We start from the raw sequence: 21,229 nt of genomic DNA, 5'->3' as shown, positions 1-21,229 counted from the left end.
TTGTGCTCCTTGTGCTCCTTGTGCTCATGGTGCTCCCTGGCTCCCTTGAGGCTGGCCCAAGACCGGACCGCCGGTCTTGTACGTTCTTGCACCCTGCTCTGCCCCGGTTCGTCGATCACCGGGGGCCGTCGGCGGGGCGGACATCGTTGACGTGGAGCGTGAGCCAGCTCAGGAAGGGCTTCAGGTCCTCGCACGTACCGCGTACGCGGTCCACGGCGGCCGTCGTGTGGATCCAGTTCCCGCCGCCCAGGGGCCGTTCGGCGATGAGCGAGCGATGCCGCAGGAGGTCGCTGCGCGGATGGTCCGGCGGAAAGCCACGCGGAGGGCGCTTCATGACGTCGCCGGTGATCTCGTACCCCAGCGCCTTCAGCGACTCGACGACACCGACCAGTTCGTCGCCGCGCCCGCTGTCGGCCACCGCCGCGCGGAACCTGGCGAGCTGCGCCGGTTCCGGGTACCACCAGACCCCGCGTACGTGCAGGCCGTCGAGGTCGAAGCGGAGGCTGACCTCGACGTTGCGCGACATGCGGACGATCCCGCACTGGTGCTGCCACCACCAGTGGTCCTTCTGGAAACCCCATACGGAGAAGTCCTCATAGGCGGAGTCGAGATCCGCGAGGTCGTCGAGGAGCGCGATCATGGGCCGTCGTACGAGATGTTCCCGGTCCTTGCGGTGCCGCTCGCGCTGCTCGCGCGCGGGCTCTCCTTGCAGGCGGAGCAGTACGTCGAAGGCCTCGACCGGCCAGCCGGTGAACTGTCTGGGCATGCCCACACCCTATGAACCACGAGGCCCAACCGGGTCCGGGATCAGGGTAGTTCGCCGCGTCGATCTCGGAGCGAGCCGTGTCGTTCTGCGTCTCAGTGGGGTGTCGCTCCGACTTGGCTCAGATTTCACGCTGTCGGGGTGGGCTGATGATGCGGCAGATGTGGTCGGCGTCGCTGCAGGACTGTGGGTCGGTCTCGGCGGCTCGCTGGGCAAGGTCACGGAGGGCGGTGCGGGTCTTGCGGAGTTCGGCCATGCGCCGCTTGATCTCGTCGAGGTGCTGGTTGATGAGGTCGGTGACGTGCCCGCAAGGGGCCTCGCCGCTGTCGCGAAGGGCGAGAACGCCGCGGATCTCGGCGAGGGTGAGCCCGGCGTGCTGGGCGTCGCGGATGAACGCGAGACGGGGTTCGGCGGCGGGCGGGTAGTCGCGATAGCCGCCCGAGGTTCGTGGTGGATCCGGCATCAGGCCGGCCTGTTCGTAGTAGCGGATGGTCTTGGTGGTCAGTCCGCTTCTGGTGGCGAGGTCCCCGATGCGCATGCCTCAAGGTTAGCCCTTGACCTTCCAGTGCGCTGGAAGGTCTAGCCTCGGCCGCAGAGACGATGAACTGGGAGGACGACACCATGCGGATCACGGTGCTGACGGTTCCGGACTGTCCCAACGGGCCCGTCGTGCAGGAGCGGATCACTGCCGCGCTGAGCGGGCGGGCCGCTGAGGTGGAGCTGGTGGAGGTGACCGGGCCGGCGGAGGCCGAGCGGTCGGGGATGACCGGGTCGCCGACCATCCTGATCGACGGCGCCGACCCGTTCGGGATCGTGGGGGCGGCGCCGAGCGTGTCGTGCCGGATCTATCGGCATGCTGACGGCAAGGCCGACGGGGCCCCGAGTGTGGACGAACTGCGCGAGGCCCTGACCTCGGCGGGCCTGCCCGGGTCCGCGGATGACGACTGCTGTGCGGTGGACGCGCTGGACCTGGTCGGCCGGGACGGCCGAGGGCGACTCGCGCCCGACACCGGCGGGCTGCGGGCCGTGCATCAAGCGGTACTGCGGCACTTCGCCGACACCGGCAGCGCCCCTGAGGCGGCGGTGCTGGAGCCGGTCGCGAACGCCGCCGGCCGGACAGCGCCAGAGGTGCTGGCCGAGCTGGCACGGGAGGATTTCCTGACCCTGGGCCCGGACGGGCGGATCCGGGCGGCGTATCCGTTCTCCGCGGTGCCGACCCGGCACCGGGTGACGATCGCGGGCGGCGTGCAGGTGTGGTCGATGTGCGCGATCGACGCGCTCGGCATCCCCGCCATGCTCGGCCGCGATGTGGTGATCACCTCCGTCGACCCGGTCACCGGCGAGAGCGTCACGGTGACCAGCGAGAACGGGCAGACGGTGTGGGAGCCCGCGGCGGCGACGGTGTTCGTCGGACGCAGGGGCGGATGTTCCGGGCCCGCGGCCGAGGTGTGCTGCGACACCCTGAACTTCTTCACCAGCTCCGCCTCCGCTCGGACGTGGATCTCGCGGCACCCGGACGTGAACGGCCAGATCGTGGACCGGTCCCGCGCCGAAGAAATCGGCCGGAGGACGTTCGGGCCGCTGCTGACCTCCGGCTGACCAGCCCGGCAGGCGTCAATCCCGCCAGACCCGCCAGACCCGCCAGACCCGCCAGACCCGCCAGACCCGCCAGACCCGCCAGACCCGCCAGACCCGGCAGGCCGTCAGTCCCGGCAGGCCGGCGGTGTCGGGCCGGTCCACCACCCGCGATGACTCATCGCGGCTGACACCAGTCCGTGGCTGGTGTGGCGTCGAATCACCAGTGACAGCCACACGGTCCTGGTGAGGCGAGTGCGATGACGAAGGACGAGTTCAGGCTGCTGATCGAGCAGGCGCGTGCGGAGGCCCGGCGTACCGTTCTGGTCCCTCGGGCGGTCAGCGCAGGCGATCGGTACGCGGCCCGCGCACGGCACGCGGAGTTCGGGGCCGGCGCGCATTGACGTTCGCGGTCTGGCAACCGTTCGCGGTCTGACAACCGTTCGCGGTCTGACACCCGAAGGCGGCATCGGTCTCCCGGCCTCCGCCAGGGGCAGGCGTACGTCGTCAGAACCGCCAACCACCGCACCGCGGCGGGCACGGACAGCGAGGCGTCACCCCGATGCCGCTTCCACAGCGCCAAGGCTGATCGCTGCTGACAGGTTGACCTCGATGGTGTCCCCGAACTGAGAGGTGCCCGTGATTCACGTCAGCGAGACCTTCGCCCTGCACACCACCGAGGAGTTCCTCACGGAAGAGGAATCCACTCTGCTCGAGAAGGTCATGACATCCGACCCGCCGGAGACGGATGGGGGCGCCGAACCCTCGTCCCGCTACGAGCGTGCTCCTGCCGCGGCACAGTCGGTCCTGCAGCAGGCCTTCGAGCGGGCCCTGCCGTCCCTGAAACGCGTGATGCCCGCCGTCGCGGCCGCGGCTCCCTGGTCGTACGCGGAGATCGTCGCGGGTGACTCCGTGCCGGTCCACGTCGACGGCATCCCGGACCCGCTCGCTCACCCCAAGCGCATCGGCCGGATCGGCGTGGTCATCACGGCGGCGCAGCAGGGCGGGGAGTTCTACGTGGCCACCACCGCCAGCCCCGAGCTGTGGACGGACACCGAACTCGGCGAGACGGACGGTTTCCATCGAGGCATGCGACTGACACGGAGCCTTCCCCACGAGGTCGACCCCTCTCCGCAGATCCACGCGTCACCGACCTGGGCGCAGAGCCTTCCGCAGACCCGCTGGACGACCGACGCGCCGGCCAGGACCGCCGTCGCCTACGGAGCTCAGCTGATGCACGGTGTGACGCCTGTGACGAGCGGCGTCGTCCGCAAGTTCGTCACCGACCTGCTGGCCGCCCCGTCCCCCTGACAAGTCGGAAACGGGCCCGCCACACCCAGGCACACACGGCGGTGGCGGGCCTTCGGCCCAACTCACGTACCGGAAGCGAGCGGTGGAATCGGATCTCGACGGACAGGTCGCGCTGGTCAGCGGTGCCGCAGGCGGCATCGGGGCGGCGGTCGCGCGCCTGCTCGCTGAACGTGGTGCGCAGGTGTTGGCGACCGACCTCCGTGCCGGGCCGGTGACCTCGCCGGGCAGCGGCCGCCCGCAGCAGCTCGACGTCACCGACCGCGATGCCGTCGACACCATGATCGACAGCATCGTCGAGAACAACGAGCGCCTCGACATCCTGGTCAACGTCGCCGGTGTGCTGCGCCCGGCCACGGTCACCGAGACCACCGACGAGGACTGGGCCCACTCCTTCGCCGTCAACACGACCGGGGTCTTCCATCTGTGCCGGGCGGCGGGCCGGGTCATGGCCGCGCAGCGCCGCGGCTGCATCGTGACGGTCGGGTCCAACGCGGCGGGTGTCCCTCGTACGGGGATGGCTGCCTACGCCGCGTCGAAAGCGGCGGCCGTGCACTTCACCCGGTGCCTCGGTCTGGAACTCGCCGCCAGTGGCGTGCGCTGCAACGTCGTCTCGCCCGGAGCCACCGACACCGCTATGCAGCGACAGTGGCTCGGACCGGGCGGCCTGGGGCAGGCCGTCCAGGGCGATCCGGCCGCCTACCGGGTGCCCGTCCCGCTGGGCCGCATCGCGGCTGCCGCCGACATCGCCGAGGCCGTCGCCTTCCTGGCCTCCGACCGCGCCCGCCACATCACGCTGCACGACCTGTACGTGGACGGCGGATCCAGCCTCCGGGTCTGAAGCCTCTCCTCCAGCGGGCGGCGGCCCGGCACACGCACGGACAGGAGCCGTCGATGACCGCGCCCCCTTCCTCGCCCACCGATGTGACGACGGACCGGCGCTACAGCGCTGCCGACGAGCTGCTGCGGTCCTACCGCCCGGCCACCGATCGCTTCTTCGCCTCGCCTTCCGGAACACTGCTGGCCCGTGGCGTGAGAGCAGCGGTGAGGCACGGACCGGAACCGTTGCCCGTGCGGGTCCGGTCCGCGCTCCAGGCCGCCCGCACCGACCGCACGCCCGTGCCCGTCGCGATCGGAGCCGTACCGTTCCATGTGACGGAACCCTGCGCGGTGGCCGTCCCGAGGGTTATGTACCGGGCACCGGCTCTTGCCGCGGACCCGGCATTCGCCTCGGTCGTACCACCGTCGTCCGCCTGGCGAGGCCGGCTGCGTCCGCTGCCCGGCCCGGAGGGGTACGCATCAGCAGTGGAGGCAGTGCTTGAGCTGCTGCGGTCGGGTGAGCTCAGCAAAGTCGTCCTGGCGCGGGCCCTGGACGTCACCAGCGACCGGGATCTCGACCTGCCGGGCCTGCTGCGGCGGCTTGCCGTCAGCGATCCGGCAGCCCACGTGTTCGCCGTTCCCTCCGGAGGCGGGCGTACGCTCCTGGGCGCCAGCCCCGAGCTCCTCGTCGCCCGCCGAGGACGAACGGTGACCACCGTGCTGCTGGCCGGCTCCCGGCCACGCGGCGCCGACCCGCGTCAGGACGCACAGTACGCCGCGGAACTGCGCACCTCCGACAAGGACCGGCGCGAGCACACCATCCTCGTCGACGCGGCCCTGGAGGCGCTTCACCCACACTGCACGCACCTCGACAGGCCCCCCGTACCCCGGCTGTCGGCGACCGCCACCATGTGGCATCTGGCCACCGCGGTCACGGGCACCCTCGCCGACGAGCACATCACCGCGCTCGCTCTCGCCTGCGCCCTGCACCCCACCCCTGCCGTGTGCGGCACGCCAACTCCTGCCGCCCAGAGGGCGATCCGAGAGCTGGAACGGTTCGACCGCGGCATGTACACCGGCCTGGTCGGCTGGGAGGACCTGCACGGTGACGGCGAGTGGGCGCTCGCCATCCGCTGTGCCGAGGCAACCTCACGTACGGCACGGCTGTTCGCCGGCGCGGGCATCGTCGCCGGCTCCTGCCCCCAGGCCGAGACCGCCGAGACGGGAGCCAAGTTCGCCACCGTCCTACGAGCCCTCGGCGTCCAGCCGTGAGTCATCCGCTCACCGGCCCGTGCCGTTCACCGGCTCGTGCCGTTCACCCGCTCGTGCCCTTCACCGGCTCGTGCCCGCTTCGGCACGAATACCTCTCCAGGACGCGTACCGAGCGAGGAGACACCATGGACAGTCATCTGCACGTCGACGGCGCACTGTTGGAGTATCTGCGTGCCCATTCCCTGCGGGACACGTCCGTCCTGGCGACACTCCGTCGCGAGAACCGGCGGCTGCCTTGCGGCTCCATGCAGGTGTCACCGGAGCAGGGGCAGCTCCTGGCCCTGCTGGTCCGCATCAGCGGAGCACGGCGGGTGCTGGAAGTCGGCTGCTTCACCGGCTACAGCGCGCTGTGCATGGCGTCCGCTCTGCCGGCCGACGGTTGCCTGGTCACCATCGACCAGAGCGAGACATGGACACGGACCGCCCGCAGGTTCTGGCAGCGAGCCGGAGTCAGCCACCGAATCGACCTACGGCTGGGCGATGCCACGCGGATCCTCAGCGAACTCGTCGACGAACAGCGCGGGGAACCGGTGCCGCCGTTCGACCTGGTATTCATCGACGCCGACAAGACGAACTACCCCCACTACTACCAGTGCGCCCTGGAACTCGTGGGCGAGGGCGGGCTCATCGTCCTGGACAACGTGCTGTGGTCCGGGAGAGTCAGCGACCCCGCCCACACCGACCCGGAGACCACCGCTCTCCGCAGTCTCAACGCCCTCGTGCACCAGGACGAGCGCGTGGACACGGTGATCCTGCCCATCGGCGACGGCATGACCCTGGCCCGCAAGCGTCCCGCAGAGCGCCCCCTGGCACGGAGTGACCAGCGCGATGAAGTGCCGGGCTGAGCAACCGGGTGGAGAGGGTGCATACGACAGCGGCGCGTGTGCGCCCCCGTACGCTCCCGCGTTTGCTCCGCGCCGGCACGATCACAAGCATCGGGGGAGCTGCGCCACGGCGGTGGGACTGGCCCGCTCACCTGCGGTGTCTTCGAGATGTGCGCGGTGTTCTCGCCGGTGCCGGCCCCTCTCATCCGGGTGACAAGCCCTTCCTCCCGAGCATGGTTGTTCTCACCCTCGGGCACCTTCGGTGCGGCGCCCGCAGGCGCCACAGACGCGGGTCGTCACCTCACGCGATGACGGTGGCCCCCGCCCCATTCCCCTCACCTTGCAAGGAGTTGCTGTGCGCCGTTACCTTCCCGTCCTCGCCGGGGCCCTCTTCCTCACCGGTGTCCTCGCCGGTCCCGCCCACGCCGCCCAGGGAGAATTCAGCTGGACCGGGTTCGTCACCGATGGCGGGTTCGACAACCCGGCCGACCACGTCTGCCACACGATCGACAGCGCTCATGAACTGCCGGAGCACGGCAACGCCAACAACGACACGGACAGCCTCGCGCTGCTCTACGGAAGCAGCGACTGCCAGGGCGACCCGCACATGGCGATGGTGCCCGGCGAAGAAGCCGAAGTGATCGACGACGTGGAAGGCGTCCGCTTCATCCCCGTTCCGTAGAGCACCTGCTCGGTTACCGCTGTGGCCTCGCGAGCGAGGCCACAGTCGGCCCTCCGGCTCCGCCGGACGGACCGTCGTCGACATCGATCCCGACCCCGGGCGGAACGGGGACAGGGTGCGTCATCTCGACGTCCTGACGTGTTCCTTGGCGGCGACCAGGGAGGCATTGCGCCGCAGCGTTGGCGGCGACCAGGGAGGCATTGCGCCGCAGCGTTGGCGGCGACCAGGGAGGCATTGCGCCGCAGCGTTGGCGGCGACCAGGGAGGCATTGCGCCGCAGCGGTGATGAACCTCTGCTCGTCGTCGGCGGTGACTGCGGGGTTGAACTCGCCCCTGTGTCGCACACCGTGGCCCGCCACGGCGACAACCTCGCGGTGGTCTGGTTCGACGCCCACGCGGATCCCGAGGCGTTCAGGGGGAAGACCGCCCTAGATGAGCGGCACGGCGCCCGGCCGGGTGTCCTGGATTCAACCGTCGGCCGAACACCACTGCACCGTGATCAAAGAATACGGCGTCAACGTGGTCTCGCGCCGGCAGGGCCCAACGAGGTCGAGCTGCTGCAACTGCTCTACGACGTAAGGGACTTCGCCGACGTTAGCCCGGGTCGGTAGTGGAGACGATGATTTCCGCCGACGGGGCGTTGCGGCTCTCCGTAATCCGCGAGGGGTTCTCCCGCCGCGTCGTCGCCTGGGAGACCTCCGCCCGTGCGCGACGGTGCTGACTCACCCTGCCCAGCGCCTGTCCGTGCGCCCCTCCGTCTTGGTCAACGTACTGGCGGACGTCCTTCGAGGCCGCGGTTGAGGAGTCGGGCTGCCTCGTCGGCCATCGCAGGCAGTAGGTCCTGAACGGTGACCAGCTCGGTGATACCGCTGGCCACTTGTCCGGCGGAGACGATGCCCTCGTCCACGTCCCCGTCACGCTGTGCGTGGAACAGCGCTTTTTCGCCGCGGTACTTCGCCGTGTACGGGCTGCCGTCCCGGCGAGCTGCGGACCACCTCTCCATGGCCCGGTTCCGCAGCACCCTGGCCGGGCCTTCCGTCACGAGGTCATCGCCCTCTCCTGCTGCGAGGACTGCCTGCGCGTAGGCGGGGTGCCATTCGATGTCCTCGGTGGCGATGAAGCGGGTGCCCATGGCGACGCCCGATGCGCCGAGGCAGAGGGCTGCGGCCAGTGCGCGGCCGTCGCGGGCTCCGCCGGAGAGCAGGACGGGTATGTCCACGGCATCCGCGACGTTGGGCACCAGCACCATGGTGTGGACTGGGTGTGGCGCGATGTGGCCGCCCATCTCGTAGCCGGAGGCGATGACGGCGTCGACGCCCGCTGCCGCCGCCTTCACGGCCTGCCGGGTGGATCCCACCTTCTGGAGGTGGATGAGTCCGGCGTCGCGGATGTCCTCGCACAGCTCGCCGGGGAATCCGGAGGAGGTGATCAGCACTTTGGGTGGTTCGCCGGCCTTGCGGGCCGCGATCACGGCACGCAGGTACGTGGCGGAGATCTCGCTGATGCTGCCGGAGGGGTCCCGGACTACGGGGACGTTGACGGCGAAGGGCCGGTCGGTGAGGGAGGCGGTGTGCGCGATGCGTGAGCGCAGTTCCCGTTCGCCCCGGGAGGGTTCGGCCTCGCGGCCCGGTGAGCTGACCGTGCCGAGGCCGCCGGCGTTGGAGACGGCGGCGGCCAGACGGTCGGTGACGTACGGCCCCATGCCGTCCTGCACGATGGGATGGTCGATCTCCAGCAGTTGGGTGAAGCGGGTGGACAGGGGCGGCATGGCGGTTCTCCTCGTGAGGTGATGCGGTGGCGGCCCGGCGTGGTCACCGGGATCGCAGCGGGGCGGGAGGCGGGGCCGCTGCACGCTGCAGGAGTTCGGTGACCACCGGGCCGAGCGTGGCGGCCTGGAAACGATGCTCGGACTCCGTGAACGGACCGTGGCGCCACCCCTCGGCGATCCCGAGTCGGCGCCCGGAGATCTCGAAGACCTGCCCGGTGACACCTGCGGAGTCCGGCCCCGCCAGCCACTCCACCAGCGGGGAGACGTCCTCCGGTTCAGCGGGATCAGCGCGTTCGGCGGCGTCCGGGGTATCCGGGGTATCGGGAGTGTCCGGGGTGTCGGGAGTGTCCGGGGTGTCGGGAGTGTCCGGGGTGTCCGCGGCATCGGGAGTGTCCGGGGTGTCCGGGAGTACGCCCATGGCCACGAGGTCGGCGAGTGCGGTGGTCATCATCCGGGTGGCCGCGCGCGGAGCGATGGCGTTCACGGTCACCCCGTACTGCGCGAGCTCCCTGGCCGCGATCACGACGAACGCGGCGATGCCCGCCTTCGCCGCGCCGTACGCCGCGAAGCCCGGCATGCCGTAGAGCCCGGAGGCGGATGTAGTGCAGATGAGCCGCGCATGGCCCTGCTCCCCGGCGCGGGCGCGGTCCCGCCAGTGGGCGGCCGCAGCCCGGGCTGGGCCCAGAGTGCCCTTCAAGTGGACTCGCAACTGGGCGTCCACGTCTTCCTCGTCGAGGTCGGCGACCAGTCCGCCGCGCAGGATGCCTGCGTTGCACACCAGGACGTCCAGCCGTCCGAACGCATCGAGCGCGGTGTCGACCAGGCGGCTGCCCGATTTCCAGCAGCCGATGTCGTGGGTGGCGGCCACCGCGTGGCCGCCTGCGTCACGGATCTCTTCGACCACGACGTCCGCCGGGCTCCGGCCGGCAGGGCCGAGGTCGCCCACGACCACGCGTGTCCCGGCGGCCGCCAGGGCGAGGGCGTGAGCTCGTCCGATGCCGCGGCCCGCGCCGGTCACGATCGCGACGCGTGGCTGTTCGGTCAGCGGGTGGTGCCGTTCCTGGGCCGCGTCGAGCTCCGTCATGACAGCCGCTCGATGACCATGGCCATGCCCTGCCCGCCGCCGACGCACATGGTTTCCAGACCGAATTGCTTGTCGTGGTACTGAAGGGAGTTGATCAGGGTGGTGGTGATGCGGGCGCCCGTCATGCCGAAGGGATGGCCGACCGCGATGGCGCCGCCGTTGACGTTGAGCCTTTCCAGGTCGATGCCGAGCTCTCGGTAGGAGGGGATGACCTGCGCGGCGAACGCTTCGTTGATCTCCACCAGGTCGATGTCGTCGATGGTCATCCCCGCCAGAGCCAGGGCTCGACGGGTGGCTTCGACCGGCCCGAGGCCCATGATCTCCGGGGAGAGTCCGGAGACGCCGGTGGCGACGATCCGCGCCAGCGGGGTGATGCCCAGCCGGCGCGCCTTGGTGTCGGACATGATCACGAGAGCCGCGGCGCCGTCGTTGAGCGGGCAGCAGTTGCCGGCGGTGACCCGCCCGTCGGGCCGGAAGACCGGCCCCAGGTCGGCGACCTTTTCGTACGTGACGCCGGGGCGCGGCCCGTCGTCGGCGGTGACGAGCGTGCCGTCCGCCGCGGTGACGGCGGTGATCTCCCGTTCCCAGAAGCCGTTCGCGACGGCCTGTTCGGTGAGGTTCTGCGAGCGCACCCCGAACTCGTCCATGTCGCGGCGGGAGACGCCCTTGGCCAGGGCGAGGTTCTCCGCGGTCTGCCCCATGGAGATGTAGACATCCGGCAGCAGGTTCCGCGCCCGGGGGTCCTGCCAGCCGTCGGTTCCCTGCTCGGCCGTACGAGCGGTCCGCTTCATGGCCTCGTCGAAGCGCGGGTTGACGGTGTCGGGCAGCGAGTCGGAGGTGCCCTTGCCGTAGCGGGAGACCATCTCCACTCCGGCGCTGAGGAAAACGTCCCCTTCCCCTGCCTTGATGGCATGCAGGGCCATCCGGGTGGTCTGCAGGCTGGAGGCGCAGTAGCGGGTGACGGTGGTGCCAGGAAGCTGGTCGTGACCGGCCAGGACGGCGACCACCCGGGCCATGTTGAAGCCCTGCTCGCCGCCGGGAAGACCGCAGCCGAGCATGAGGTCGTCGATATCGGCCGGGTCGAGTTGGGGCACCTTGGCCAGCGCCGCGTTGACCATCCGGGCGGCGAGGTCGTCCGGGCGCAGCTCCTTCAGCGATCCCTTTCCGGCCCGGCCGATCGGGGAGCGTGCGGTGGCCACGATGACTGCTTCAGGCATGTGGTTTCTCCTGGGAGAGATGTCGGTGGGCTACGCGACGCCGCCGCCGAGCAGCAGGCCTCCGTCGACGATGAGGGTCTGCCCGGTGATCCAGTCGGCGTCGGCGGAGAGCAGGAACGTGGCTGCGCGGGCGATGTCCGCGGGTGAACCGAGTCGGCCGAGCGGGTACTGCGCGGCGGTCTTCTCCTCGTTGCCTTCGAAGAGCGGCCTGGCGAAGTCGGTGCGGACGACTGCCGGGGCGATGGCGTTGACCCGGACACCGGGGCATAGTTCCGTTGCCAGCTGGGCGGTCAGGTGGACCAGCGCGGCCTTGCTCGCCGCGTAGATCCCCATCATCGGTGCGGGCCGCAGACCCGCGACCGAGGCCATGTTGAGAATCGAACCGCCGTGTTCGCTCATCGAGGCGTCCCACGCCTGCTGCACCCAGCCGAGGCTTGCGACCACGTTGGTGTCGAAGACCTTGCCTACCGTGCGCAGGTCCGTGCGTGCCAGGGGCTCGAAGAGCGGGTTGATGCCCGTGTTGTTGACCAGCAGGTCCAGCGAACCGAACCGGGCCACGCTCTGGGCCACCGCATCGGCGCGGTGCGCCTCGTCGCTGGAGTTTCCCGGGACGGCCAGCACCCTGCCGGGGGCGCCGAGGCGTGCGGCCGCCTCGGCCAGCGGCTGCTCCTTGCGCGCGGTGAGGACCACATGCGCGCCCTTGGCCACCAGCGCTTCGGCGATGGCGTAGCCGATGCCCTTGCTGGCGCCGGTCACCAGCGCCGTCTTCCCTGCGAACATGGAATTGCCCTTCTGCTCAGAGGCGTTCGTCGCGCAGCCGGCTCCGGCGCAGCTTGCCCGCCGCGTCCCGCGGGAGCGCGGAGGTGAACTCATACGTCTTGGGGGCCTTGTAGGGCATGAGCCGGTCCCGGCAGTGCGCGGCCAGTTCCTCGCCGCTGGGAGGAGCCTCCGGGGCGGTGGCCGCCACCAACGCGTGTACGCGTTGGCCCCATTCGGGATCAGGCAGCCCGATCACGGCGACGTCCTCCACACCGGGATGGTCGAGCAGGACGTGCTCGACCTCGGCCGGGTACACGTTGGACCCGCCGGAGATGATCAGGTCGGTGCGGCGGTCGGAGAGGTACAGGTATCCGTCCGCGTCGAGGCTGCCGAGATCCCCGACGCTGTGGAACCCGGAGCTGTCGGCTCGTGCCTCGGCGCCCCGGTAGGAGAAGGTCGCCCCGCCGGCCTGCCGGATCCAGATCTCCCCGACCTGACCGGGCGGCAGCTCGCCACCCTGGTTGTCACGTATGGACACGTCGTAGGCGGCCATGAGCTGGCCGACGCTGCCAGGGTGCGCCAGCCATGCGTCGCCGCGCATCAGGCCGAGCCCGATCTCGGTTGAGCCGTAGACCTCCCAGACCCGCTCGGCACCGAAGAAGGCCAGCACCTCCCGTTTGAGGGTGGGTGGGCAGGCCGCCGCGCCATGCAGCAGCACCTCCAGCGACGTCAGGTCATGGCCTTCGCGCACGATGGCGGGCAGCCGCATGATGCGGCGCAGCATCGTGGGGACGACCATGGCCCACGTGATGCGTTCGGCGGCGATGGTCGCCAGGAAGCCTTCCGCGTCGAACTTCTCGGCGAGCACGATCGTGCCGCCCGCCGCCATCAGATGGATGACGCCCCAGTTGAACGGACCGCTGTGGTAGAGCGGCCCGGCCACCAACTGCCGCCCGCCCGGGCGCATGCCCAGCATCGCGGCCTTCGCGGGATGGACCGGACCGGGCTCCTCCTTGACGATCAGTTTGGGTGCGCCGGTCGAGCCGCCGGAGCCGATGGCGAGCCACGGCACCGCGGGCGTATCCGGCGGTGCTGTGTCCGCGTGGCCTTGGGCCTGGGTGTAGAGGTCGTCCAGTACGACCGCACATGTGCGGGACGGCTCGGGCCGGTCGACGACGATGACCGCAGGCCGGGCCAGGGAGTACAGGCGCTCGCGTTCGGTCTCCGGAGCGCGATGGTTCAGGGGTACGACCGTGGCGCCGAGCTTCCAGGCGGCGATGGCGACTTCGTAGAACTCCAGACGGTTCGGCAGCACGACGGCCACCGCGGAGCCGGGGGCGGCGCCGCGTTCGGTGAGGACGGCGGCGAGTTGGTTGGTGCGCCGGTCCACCTCGGCGAAGCTCCGCCGGTCCTGACCGCAGACCAGCGCCTCACGGTCGGGGTGCGCCTTGGCGAGTTCGGCGAAGCGCCGGCCGAGACCGGCAGCCGGTGCGGGCTCGGCGACCGCCGCTTCGAGCGCTGCGTCGATCTCGTGCGGGCTGAAGACCATCCCGGCTCCCCTCTCCTCCAACCGCCTGGCTGGACAAGAATGCGCTGGACTCCCTCCTGCCGATAGCGTGATCTCCCGCACGATTAGCGGATCCGCCAGTAAGCGGCGGGAATCGAAGGACGGGTTGCCCCCTCTCCCTGGCCTGTGCCCGGGCGACCCACTGGCGGATCCTCTTGGTCTGGCGCGCGGTTGGAGGGTCGTCCCTACGGGGCGAGCCGCAGCGTGCACTGGCTGCTGCGCGCCATGTCGATGAGCAGGTCATCGCCCTGGGACCGGACGGAAACGGCCGAGCAGCCGGATTCCGCTGTCATCCCGGCAGCCCCGGTGAGGCGGAGAGTGGCGGCGCCGTCCGACTCCAATGTCGCGGTCAGCGGCTCGCCTGCGGACAGCCCCATCCGGTCCCTGTCGAGGGTGGCGGAGGAGACGTTCGTCAGGGTCGCGGTGAACGCGTTCGCCTTCTCGATCGGCGTGCCCGGCTGCTGGGGTGCCCGGCCGGTCTCGGTGTAGGGGTAGGTGCCGGTACTGCCCTCGCGCTCCGGGAGCGCCTCGGTGCGCTGGTCGTACCCGCCGTGGCCCTGCGTCAGCGCGTCGACGGTGCCGTACGCCGTCAGCCCCGCGGAGGTGTCGCGGACCCGTACGTCGTCGACCCACCAGGCGCTGTTGAAGACCAGCCGGGGTGAGATGTCCGGACGCCACCACTCCTCGGAGGTCTTGAACCTCACATGCGGCGGGTTGTCCGGAATCCGGGCCTGCTCGGTCGCCTCGGCGTCCAGGCCGAGGTCGGGTGCCGTCTCCGGCGACGCCAGGTTGAGGTGGTCACAGCCCCCCGAGAGCGTCCACAGCCGGTAAGGATGCTTCAGCGCCTCGAGCCGGTCCGTCCACGGCTTCAACAGGGAGTACGGTGCCACGTTGTCGGCCTCGCAGTGCCGTATCAGGGTGTTCGTCCAGGCGGTGTTGTCCGCCAGGTCGACCGGATAGCCGTTGCCGGTTCCGCCTGCGGGTTTGTCCTCCTCCATGCCGGAGGCCGCTTCCCACTGCACGGAGGAGGCGAACAGGTCCGGGTGCAGAACGGACAGGCGGTTGGCGGAGAGCCCGCCCATCGAGTAGCCCCACAGCGCGGTGCGTTCGGGGTCCGCGGTGGGGAAGGTGGCGCGGGCGTCGTCGTAGGTCTCCAGCATCGCCAAGTGGGCGTAGTCGGTGGCGAAGTTGGTCACCCCGCGGGCGAAGGGCGCGACCAGCACTGTCCTGCCCTGCTCGGCCATCTCGATGAACTGGGTCTGCAGCGTCATCGTGCCGTGCGTGTAGTAGCCGCCGTGCAGCACCATCGTCATCCGGTCGATGCCGGAATCCGGTACGTACACCGCGTACGGCAGGTGGCTGCCGACGAAGTGGAACTCGGTGGGAACCCACGTGCCGTAGTTGGGCACGTACACGTTGCCTCTGCCTCGCACGCCGTTCGCCACGACGCCCTCGGAGGGCAGCCCGTCGCCACGCGGCACGGTCGCCGAGGAGGTGAAGATCCGCTGGTGGAAGCCGGGTTGGAGGGCCGGGGGCTCGCGGTCCGGTGCCGTGAGGTCGATGTCGGCGTGCAGTGCGGAGACGTCCCCGGACTTCAGCGCGGCGGCCTGCTGGTTGTCGAACCAGTGGCCCTTCTCCCCGGCCCGGAAGCCCAGGTTGAACACCCGGGGGTCGCCGGCCGCTCCGCCTCCCGGCTTGGTCGTGGTGTTGGATGCCTGGAGCGCCTGCCAGGACCGGGCTGCCGGGTCCCACAGTCCGGTGCCGAGGTACGCGCGGAACTTCGGGCCGGTGCCGAGCGCGGAGAGCGGCACGGACGCCTCGATCGTGTTGGACCCGAGGTCCACCGCCACCTCGCCGCCGACCTCGGACAAGTCGCTCTGGTCGAAGGCCCCGCCGCTGCCCCACAGCGTCAGCACGTGCTGCGTCCCGGGCGTGGACAGATTCGCCCCCAGCGGCCAGGCGCGGGGTGTTCCGCCGTCCTGCCCGTACGGGCCGATCGCCAGCGCCGCGACGGTGGCGTCCTCGACCAGCATGGTGTTCAGGGTGACAGCGACGTGGAGCCGGTCACCGTCCTGGGAGAGCCGCACCTCGCGCAGGTCGGCGCAGTTGTGGGCGCAGCGCTTCGGGTCGGTGGGGTAGGCGTAGTCGCCGCCGGTGGCCGCCTGGCCGCGGTAGTCCCCGCGGTTGGTCCAGCCGCCCAGCCCGGTCGGCTTGCCCGTGTCGTCGAAGAGGTAGTCGGTGTAGACGTACTCGCCGTCGGCGAGCGCGCTTGCTCCTGCCGTCTTGGGCGCGGTGGTGTTCCAGTCGTGCAGTTTCCCGTCCACGGTCTTCGCGGTGCCTGTCGGCCGTGCGTCGGCCTCGGCCTCGGCACCAGCCGGGGAGGACAAGGACAGTAGTGCGGTGAGGACCGCGACGGACAATCCGCGCGCGTAGCGATGTCTTTTCACTTGGGCTCCCTGAAGGTCTCGCCCCTGCTGTCGGCCCCAGAGTGAACTTGGTCACAAGCGCGGAATAGCGTGGTTGCCGCAACGCTAAGCGGCTGCCGCGTCGCGATGGGATGGAGGAGGGGCACAGCCCCCGGTTCCTCCGAGCCCTCACCCGGGGCGTACGGCGCAGGTGGAGCCGCTCTTCACCTTGCGGGCGCTGGTGATGGAGCCTCAAGTGCGGCCCTGGTGATGGACCCTCAAGTGCGGCCCTGGTGGCGGAGCTCAAGTGCCGGACCGGCCTGACGTCGTCAGTCCGCGGCTTCCCCGAGTGAGATTCGCCCGGTGACGATCGCGGTGGCGAGATCCGTCCGGCTGGTGCAGCCGGTCTTGACGTACACCCGGGACAGGTAGCTCTCCACGGTGCGCGGACTGATCGAGAGCATCGCGCCGATCTCCCGGTTCGGCAGACCCTCGGCCACCAACTGCGCGATGTGGTGCTCCAGTTCGGACAGTCCGGCCTCGGCGGAGCGGCGGCGGCGCCTGGGCACCGGGGCGCCGACGTCGCGCAGCGCGGCGCCGGCCCGGCGCCGCCACGGGTGCGCGGTCAGCGAGTCGAAGGTCCGGTAAGCCCCGTCAAGCAGGCCCGCGTCGCCGGTGGCACGGCCCACGGCGAGCTCGGTGCGGGCTCGTTCGAACACGGTACCCAGCTCGGTGAACCGTTCCCGCGCCCGGTGGCCCGCCACGAGGTCGCCGTCGGTGAGGAGCCTGGCCCGTTCGGCGAGTCCGTGCACGTACGGGGTGTCGTAGCGGGTGGTGAGTTCGGCCAGTCGCTCCATCGCCTGCCGTGCTGTCCCCGGCTGGTCGGCTTCGAGCGCCGCGGCGACGAGTTCGTCCAGGACGACCGGTGGCGGGGTACGCCCGGTGTGCAGCACCTGCTCCAGCAGGGCGACCGCGTCCGCCGGTCTGCCGGTGAGGCGCTCCAGGTGCGCCCTGCTCCACACCAGGTAGGGCCACACGAGCTGGTTCACACCGGCGGGGGTGTGCTGTGCGCGGGCGAGTTGCCGCCTGGCCTGGGCCAGTTCACCCCGATCCACCAGGATCGTGACCAGGCAGGGCCAGCTGCCGAGCGCCTCCGCCCGGCCCTGACGCTCTGCTTCACCGGCCGCCTTGAGGCACCGGGCGACCGCGTCGTCCCACCGGCCCTCCAACCAGCGGACCGTGGCCAGTCCGGTGTCCACCAGGGGCCGGTAGACGGGGGTCCCGTACTCTTCGGACAGCTCCTCGGCCTCTTCCAGCAACTGCCGGGCCACAGTGAGGTCTCCGGCATCGGCGTTGCAGATTCCTCCGTACGACAGCACCGACACCCGCAGCCCGGCCGGTGACCCCTCGGCGAGTCGGAACGCCTGATCGTGGAGTCGGCGGTGCCCGGCCAGATCACCGGCGGCGAAGGCGGCCTGTGCCAGCTGCCGTGTGACGCGTACGCGGGCCGCCGTGTCGTCGCCGATGAGCCGCAACGCCTCTTGTCCGGCGCTCTCGGCCTCCCGCAGGCGGCCAAGGTAGAGCAGCACGCCCATGCGGTGGCCCAGCAGCTGGCCGCGGCCCTCGCTGTCCTCGGTCGCGGCCAGTGCACGGTCCACCTCCCGCAGCGCCTCGTCCAGCCGCCCCACCCCGGTCAACGCGGCCACGGCGATACCCGCCGCCGCGGCTTTCGCCTGGCCGACCAGGTTCGGCCAGGCGTCGCGGGCGATCCGCACCGCGTCGGCGAGTTCGTCGGACAGGAACAGCGCCCTGGCCTGGCGTGCCGACAGCTCTGCCCGGCGTACCGGATCGGAGGCCGGGACCAGCCGGGTGGCCTGCGCGTACCAGGTCGCAGCAACGGCCGGGGCGCGGGCCAGCGTCTCGTCGCCCGCCGCGGCCAGCTCCTCGACCGCGTCACGTTCTCCGGTCCGCGCGCCCTTCGCCACGTGCATCGCCACGTCGACCGCGCTGAAGGCGGCACCGCCCTCACGCGCGGCTCTCAGCCCGTCGGCCAGCCGCCGGTGCATACCGCGCCTTCGGGCGACCCCCAGCTCCTCGCGCGTCAGGGTCCGGATGATCGGCTGTGCGAACTCGATGGTGTCCTCGTTGCGGACGGCCAGTACGCCCGCGCCGACCAGGTCGTCGAGGGCTGCTTCGAGATCGGGTTCGTCCAACCCGGTCACGTCGCCGACCACCGGGTACATCGGCCCGTCCACCCGCAGCGACCGCATGGCGGACAGCACTTCGGCCACGGCCTGCGCCGGGCCCCCGAGTCGGCGTATGCGTTCGGTGACGTAGCGGGCGATGCCCGCGGGCGTGGGCAGAACCGTCCCGTCGCCCGCCGAGCCGCCGCGGTCAGCGGCACCGGACTCCAGGACCGCGCGCACGGTCTGCTCGACATAGAAGGCGTTGCCGCCTGTGGCGGTGAACACCTGCTCGGCCAGGGCGTCGCTGCCGGTGTGCCCGGTCAGGTCGGCGACCATCCCTGCGCAGCCCTCGCGGTCCAACGGGCCGAGCGTGAGCTTCGTAGCGGACTGCCCTCGTTCCAGCTCGTCGAAGAACGAGGCGGCGCGTGCGGTGAGTTCGGGCGGACGGCCGCGGTAGGCGAGCAGCAGCAGACACCGGGTTTCGGCCAGCCGCCCGGCCAGCACGCTGACGAGTTCCAGCGTGCCCTCGTCGGCCCAGTGGGCGTCGTCGATCACCAGCACGAGGGGTTGACGCTCACTCCACGCGGTGAGAGTGCGGGCAAGGACGAAGTAGGCGTGGGCACGCTCGCCGGATCCTGCTTCGGCCGCCGCGGCGAGCGAGGGGAACAGCAGGCCCAGCCGAGGCCAGGAGGGGCCTGCCATCGAGGCGAGCTCGTCGGGCCCCAGCGTGCTCAAGGGACGCTCCAGTGCCGCGCCGAGCGGCCCGTAGGGCAGGGCGTGCTCGAACTCGTTCGCGCATCCGTACAGGAAGCGTGCCCCTTCGCGCTGTGCGACGGCGGCGAATTCGGTGATCAGCCGGGTCTTGCCGACGCCGGGGTCGCCGGAGATGAGTACCGTGCCGCCCTGGTCGCGCACGGCATCGGCCAGTTGATCGGTGAGTGTGGCGAGCTCCCCGTGGCGGCCGATCAACGCCGTGGTGGCAGCCGATGTCTGCGTCACGTGGGCGATTATGGCACCGGGCCCTTCGCCTGAGCTTCGGCTATGGCACGGCGTTCGGCGGCGTACAGGGTGGCGAGGAGCTCGGGCGTCGCCTGGCCGGTGGCCGCCAGGCGGACGCCGTGTGGGTCGACCACCTCACGCAGGCACCGCAGTTCGGCTTCGGTGGGCGGCGCGGTGACCGGGATCGGACCCGCCGGCTCGGGCCAGGCGAATCCGGTGCGCTGCCGGCAGTGCTCGAAGCTGACCCCAGGGTGCAGACTCTCGATCACCATGTGCTCGCCTGCCGGGTCGAAGCCGAACACGCCCAGGTCGGAGACCACCCGGCGCGGCAGGCCCGTGGTCATGCCCAGGCGGCGCCGTTCGGCGCCGAATCCCGGGCCGCACACGAAGTCGACCCGTTCCACAAAGGTCTTCGTCGAGTGACGGACCACGTGGTACGAGAGCTCGGACAGCCGGGCGGCGTCGTCGGGGATGCCGCGGGAGCCGATCATCTGCACCGTGGGGCGGGACCAGTCGCCGAGCACGGAGATGTTGCAGTTGCCGTGCCGGTCGATCTGGGCGGGCCCCAGAACGATACGGAACCGGTCCGCGGTGATCAGGTCCCACTGCTCCAGCCAGTCCAGCGGCGCCGGTGCCAGATGACCGGCGACGAACTCGTCACCCGGGATCTGCGGGGTCACCGGGCAGTCGAAACCGGCAAGGGACCCGCCCACGATCGCCAACTCCGGGGCGTGCAGGGCCTTGGCCAGCCGGGCGGCCAGATAGGAGTGCACGGTGGCACCGGTGGCCACCACCTCGCCGCTGAAGTCGCGCGCGATCCGCGCGATGACCAACTCGTCTGTGGTCCAGTCCGCGCCACGGGCGGGCAGGGGCGCGTCGGTTCCGGGCGTCGTCGTCATGGCGTGCTCCTTCCGTCCTTGACGAAGTTGCGCAGCCAGTCCTGGTCGCCGGCGTTGGCGGCATACTCGGCCGCGGCCGCACGGTCGAGCGGACGGTCGGGGAAATTGCTGGTGAAGCCGGTGCCGCCGGGCACCTCGCACACGCCGGTCACCCAGAGGCGGGAGATGAACGTGCCCTTGCTCGCGGGGCGTTCCACGATGCGTTCGGCGGTGAGAAACACCTTCCGGGCGGCCCTGGCGAGGAGGTGGTCGGCGAAGGCGTCACCGTGGATGAAGGCGTTGCCTGTCGGGTCGGCCTCGTTGACGTGAAGGAAGGCCACGTCCGGGCGCAGTGCCGGAACAGCGACGAGGTCGGTGCCGGTCAACGGGCAGGGGAAGACCTTGAAGGGGGAAGTGGGCAGGGACAGCAGATCGGTCCCCAGCCCCGAGCGGGTCGGCAGGAACGGCACACCCTTGATCGCCGCGTCCAAACCGGCCAGCACCATGAACTCGGTTGCCTCCACCGCCTCCAGGCCGTCCTGCTCCCGGGCTCGCCGGAAGTTGGGTGCCAGGCCGAGATCGTCCAGGCCGACGTAGCCGAAGTGGACGGAGCGGACCTTGTCGAGGCCGACGAGGATGTCCACGTCCGGACCGCCCAGGAAGGCGATCAGTCCGAGATCGCTCAGGTGCGAGCAGGCGACCTCGGTGACCGCCGCGAGTGGTTTGCGGACCAGGCCGCCACCGCCGAAGGCGATGTGGTCGCCGTCGGTGAGTGTGCCCACCGCATCGGCGAGTGCCATGACTTTGTTGGGCACCAGTGCTCCTTACCCTGCGACGCATGAGTCGGCACTCATGGTCGGTGTCCGGCTGAAGCCGTCGATAGCGGGAATGCCCGCTCGTTAGTGATCCGCAGCACGGGGCGTCGTTGTTGTGTTCAACTGGCCACCCCAGCAAGGGTGTTGATGTCAGACCTGTCCGTCCACCGCCACCCTCACAGGCATCAACCGGCGCCTGCGTCGCGGGATGCGGGTGACCTGGTGTGTTAACGGTCGGGTATCCCCTGTAGCCCACCTGGGCGCGGGGCCTGTTGCATGTCCGGCATGACGGCTCAGACACGGATGTCA

At 70.7% G+C, this 21,229-nt stretch carries 19 protein-coding genes; 8 read left to right on the top strand and 11 right to left on the bottom strand.

Annotated elements, in window-relative coordinates; all coding sequences use genetic code 11:
- Positions 1-115: 115 nt before the first annotated feature.
- Both QIT00_RS03435 and QIT00_RS03430 read right to left on the bottom strand, forming a co-directional pair.
- Positions 116-766: a DUF2461 family protein gene (locus tag QIT00_RS03435; protein WP_282533551.1), complete on the bottom strand. Its 651-nt coding sequence runs from the start codon at positions 764-766 to the stop codon at positions 116-118.
- Positions 767-884: 118 nt separating this feature from the next.
- Complete coding sequence (locus tag QIT00_RS03430; RefSeq protein ID WP_282533550.1) at positions 885-1,301, bottom strand: heavy metal-responsive transcriptional regulator; 417 nt, start codon at positions 1,299-1,301, stop codon at positions 885-887.
- Between the two features lie 62 nt (positions 1,302-1,363).
- Between QIT00_RS03430 and merB the strand changes: the two genes are divergently transcribed.
- From merB to QIT00_RS03390, 8 genes are all read left to right on the top strand, one after another.
- Positions 1,364-2,362, top strand: a complete 999-nt coding sequence (gene merB / locus QIT00_RS03425) for an organomercurial lyase (protein ID WP_282533549.1) — start codon at positions 1,364-1,366, stop codon at positions 2,360-2,362.
- A 236-nt stretch (positions 2,363-2,598) separates the two neighbouring features.
- A complete protein-coding gene (locus tag QIT00_RS03420) occupies positions 2,599-2,742 on the top strand; it encodes a hypothetical protein (protein ID WP_282533548.1) in 144 nt (47 codons plus the stop codon).
- 235 nt (positions 2,743-2,977) lie between these two features.
- The gene (locus QIT00_RS03415; RefSeq protein WP_282533547.1) at positions 2,978-3,649 is read left to right on the top strand and encodes a hypothetical protein; all 672 of its coding nucleotides are present in this window, start codon (positions 2,978-2,980) and stop codon (positions 3,647-3,649) included.
- 82 nt (positions 3,650-3,731) lie between these two features.
- Positions 3,732-4,487: a 2,3-dihydro-2,3-dihydroxybenzoate dehydrogenase gene (locus tag QIT00_RS03410; RefSeq protein WP_282533546.1), complete on the top strand. Its 756-nt coding sequence runs from the start codon at positions 3,732-3,734 to the stop codon at positions 4,485-4,487.
- Positions 4,488-4,540: 53 nt separating this feature from the next.
- Complete coding sequence (locus QIT00_RS03405; protein ID WP_282533545.1) at positions 4,541-5,737, top strand: isochorismate synthase; 1,197 nt, start codon at positions 4,541-4,543, stop codon at positions 5,735-5,737.
- Between the two features lie 125 nt (positions 5,738-5,862).
- Positions 5,863-6,582, top strand: coding sequence for an O-methyltransferase (locus QIT00_RS03400; protein WP_282533544.1), 720 nt, complete (start codon positions 5,863-5,865; stop codon positions 6,580-6,582).
- A gap of 334 nt (positions 6,583-6,916) precedes the next feature.
- Positions 6,917-7,243: a hypothetical protein gene (locus QIT00_RS03395; RefSeq protein WP_282533543.1), complete on the top strand. Its 327-nt coding sequence runs from the start codon at positions 6,917-6,919 to the stop codon at positions 7,241-7,243.
- Between the two features lie 115 nt (positions 7,244-7,358).
- Positions 7,359-7,853, top strand: a complete 495-nt coding sequence (locus tag QIT00_RS03390; protein WP_282533542.1) for an arginase family protein — start codon at positions 7,359-7,361, stop codon at positions 7,851-7,853.
- A 152-nt stretch (positions 7,854-8,005) separates the two neighbouring features.
- Here the strand turns inward: QIT00_RS03390 and QIT00_RS03385 are convergent, their stop codons facing one another.
- The 9 genes from QIT00_RS03385 to QIT00_RS03345 all read right to left on the bottom strand — a co-directional run bounded on the left by QIT00_RS03385 (position 8,006) and on the right by QIT00_RS03345 (position 20,920).
- A complete protein-coding gene (locus QIT00_RS03385; RefSeq protein ID WP_282533541.1) occupies positions 8,006-9,010 on the bottom strand; it encodes an NAD(P)H-dependent flavin oxidoreductase in 1,005 nt (334 codons plus the stop codon).
- A 43-nt stretch (positions 9,011-9,053) separates the two neighbouring features.
- Entirely contained in the window at positions 9,054-10,094 is a 1,041-nt protein-coding gene (locus tag QIT00_RS03380) for an SDR family NAD(P)-dependent oxidoreductase (protein WP_282533540.1), read from the bottom strand.
- Positions 10,091-11,311: an acetyl-CoA C-acetyltransferase gene (locus tag QIT00_RS03375; protein WP_282533539.1), complete on the bottom strand. Its 1,221-nt coding sequence runs from the start codon at positions 11,309-11,311 to the stop codon at positions 10,091-10,093. Before QIT00_RS03375 ends, QIT00_RS03380 begins: the two co-directional genes overlap by 4 nt.
- 30 nt (positions 11,312-11,341) lie before the next feature.
- Positions 11,342-12,091 (bottom strand): SDR family oxidoreductase, encoded by a 750-nt coding sequence (locus QIT00_RS03370; protein WP_282533538.1) that lies wholly within the window; start codon positions 12,089-12,091, stop codon positions 11,342-11,344.
- Positions 12,092-12,107: 16 nt separating this feature from the next.
- Positions 12,108-13,619, bottom strand: a complete 1,512-nt coding sequence (locus QIT00_RS03365; RefSeq protein WP_282533537.1) for a class I adenylate-forming enzyme family protein — start codon at positions 13,617-13,619, stop codon at positions 12,108-12,110.
- Between the two features lie 203 nt (positions 13,620-13,822).
- Positions 13,823-16,084 (bottom strand): hypothetical protein, encoded by a 2,262-nt coding sequence (locus QIT00_RS03360; RefSeq protein WP_282533536.1) that lies wholly within the window; start codon positions 16,082-16,084, stop codon positions 13,823-13,825.
- Positions 16,085-16,371: 287 nt separating this feature from the next.
- Complete coding sequence (locus tag QIT00_RS03355) at positions 16,372-19,227, bottom strand: helix-turn-helix transcriptional regulator (protein WP_282533535.1); 2,856 nt, start codon at positions 19,225-19,227, stop codon at positions 16,372-16,374.
- Between the two features lie 8 nt (positions 19,228-19,235).
- A complete protein-coding gene (locus tag QIT00_RS03350; protein WP_282533534.1) occupies positions 19,236-20,126 on the bottom strand; it encodes a CoA-transferase in 891 nt (296 codons plus the stop codon).
- On the bottom strand, positions 20,123-20,920 hold the full coding sequence (locus QIT00_RS03345; protein ID WP_282533533.1) for a CoA transferase subunit A: 798 nt from the start codon (positions 20,918-20,920) through the stop codon (positions 20,123-20,125). The genes QIT00_RS03350 and QIT00_RS03345 overlap by 4 nt, the downstream gene beginning before the upstream one ends.
- Between the last annotated feature and the right edge of the window lie 309 nt (positions 20,921-21,229).

It is taken from the genome of Streptomyces luteolus, assembly GCF_029968015.1.
GTDB lineage: Bacteria > Actinomycetota > Actinomycetes > Streptomycetales > Streptomycetaceae > Streptomyces > Streptomyces luteolus.
Note: the sequence above shows the minus strand (reverse complement) of the source record. Positions and strands in the feature narration are given on the sequence as shown.

What these genes read in the sequence shown, in the direction of transcription:
- merB (WP_282533549.1), top strand. Translation starts at nt 1,364, where the DNA reads ATGAACTGGGAGGACGACACCATGCGGATCACGGTGCTGACGGTTCCG.
- QIT00_RS03365 (WP_282533537.1), bottom strand. Translation starts at nt 13,619, where the DNA reads ATGGTCTTCAGCCCGCACGAGATCGACGCAGCGCTCGAAGCGGCGGTC.
- QIT00_RS03350 (WP_282533534.1), bottom strand. Translation starts at nt 20,126, where the DNA reads ATGACGACGACGCCCGGAACCGACGCGCCCCTGCCCGCCCGTGGCGCG.
- QIT00_RS03405 (WP_282533545.1), top strand. Translation starts at nt 4,541, where the DNA reads ATGACCGCGCCCCCTTCCTCGCCCACCGATGTGACGACGGACCGGCGC.
- QIT00_RS03385 (WP_282533541.1), bottom strand. Translation starts at nt 9,010, where the DNA reads ATGCCGCCCCTGTCCACCCGCTTCACCCAACTGCTGGAGATCGACCAT.
- QIT00_RS03420 (WP_282533548.1), top strand. Translation starts at nt 2,599, where the DNA reads ATGACGAAGGACGAGTTCAGGCTGCTGATCGAGCAGGCGCGTGCGGAG.
- QIT00_RS03375 (WP_282533539.1), bottom strand. Translation starts at nt 11,311, where the DNA reads ATGCCTGAAGCAGTCATCGTGGCCACCGCACGCTCCCCGATCGGCCGG.
- QIT00_RS03430 (WP_282533550.1), bottom strand. Translation starts at nt 1,301, where the DNA reads ATGCGCATCGGGGACCTCGCCACCAGAAGCGGACTGACCACCAAGACC.
- QIT00_RS03435 (WP_282533551.1), bottom strand. Translation starts at nt 766, where the DNA reads ATGCCCAGACAGTTCACCGGCTGGCCGGTCGAGGCCTTCGACGTACTG.
- QIT00_RS03400 (WP_282533544.1), top strand. Translation starts at nt 5,863, where the DNA reads ATGGACAGTCATCTGCACGTCGACGGCGCACTGTTGGAGTATCTGCGT.
- QIT00_RS03380 (WP_282533540.1), bottom strand. Translation starts at nt 10,094, where the DNA reads ATGACGGAGCTCGACGCGGCCCAGGAACGGCACCACCCGCTGACCGAA.
- QIT00_RS03370 (WP_282533538.1), bottom strand. Translation starts at nt 12,091, where the DNA reads ATGTTCGCAGGGAAGACGGCGCTGGTGACCGGCGCCAGCAAGGGCATC.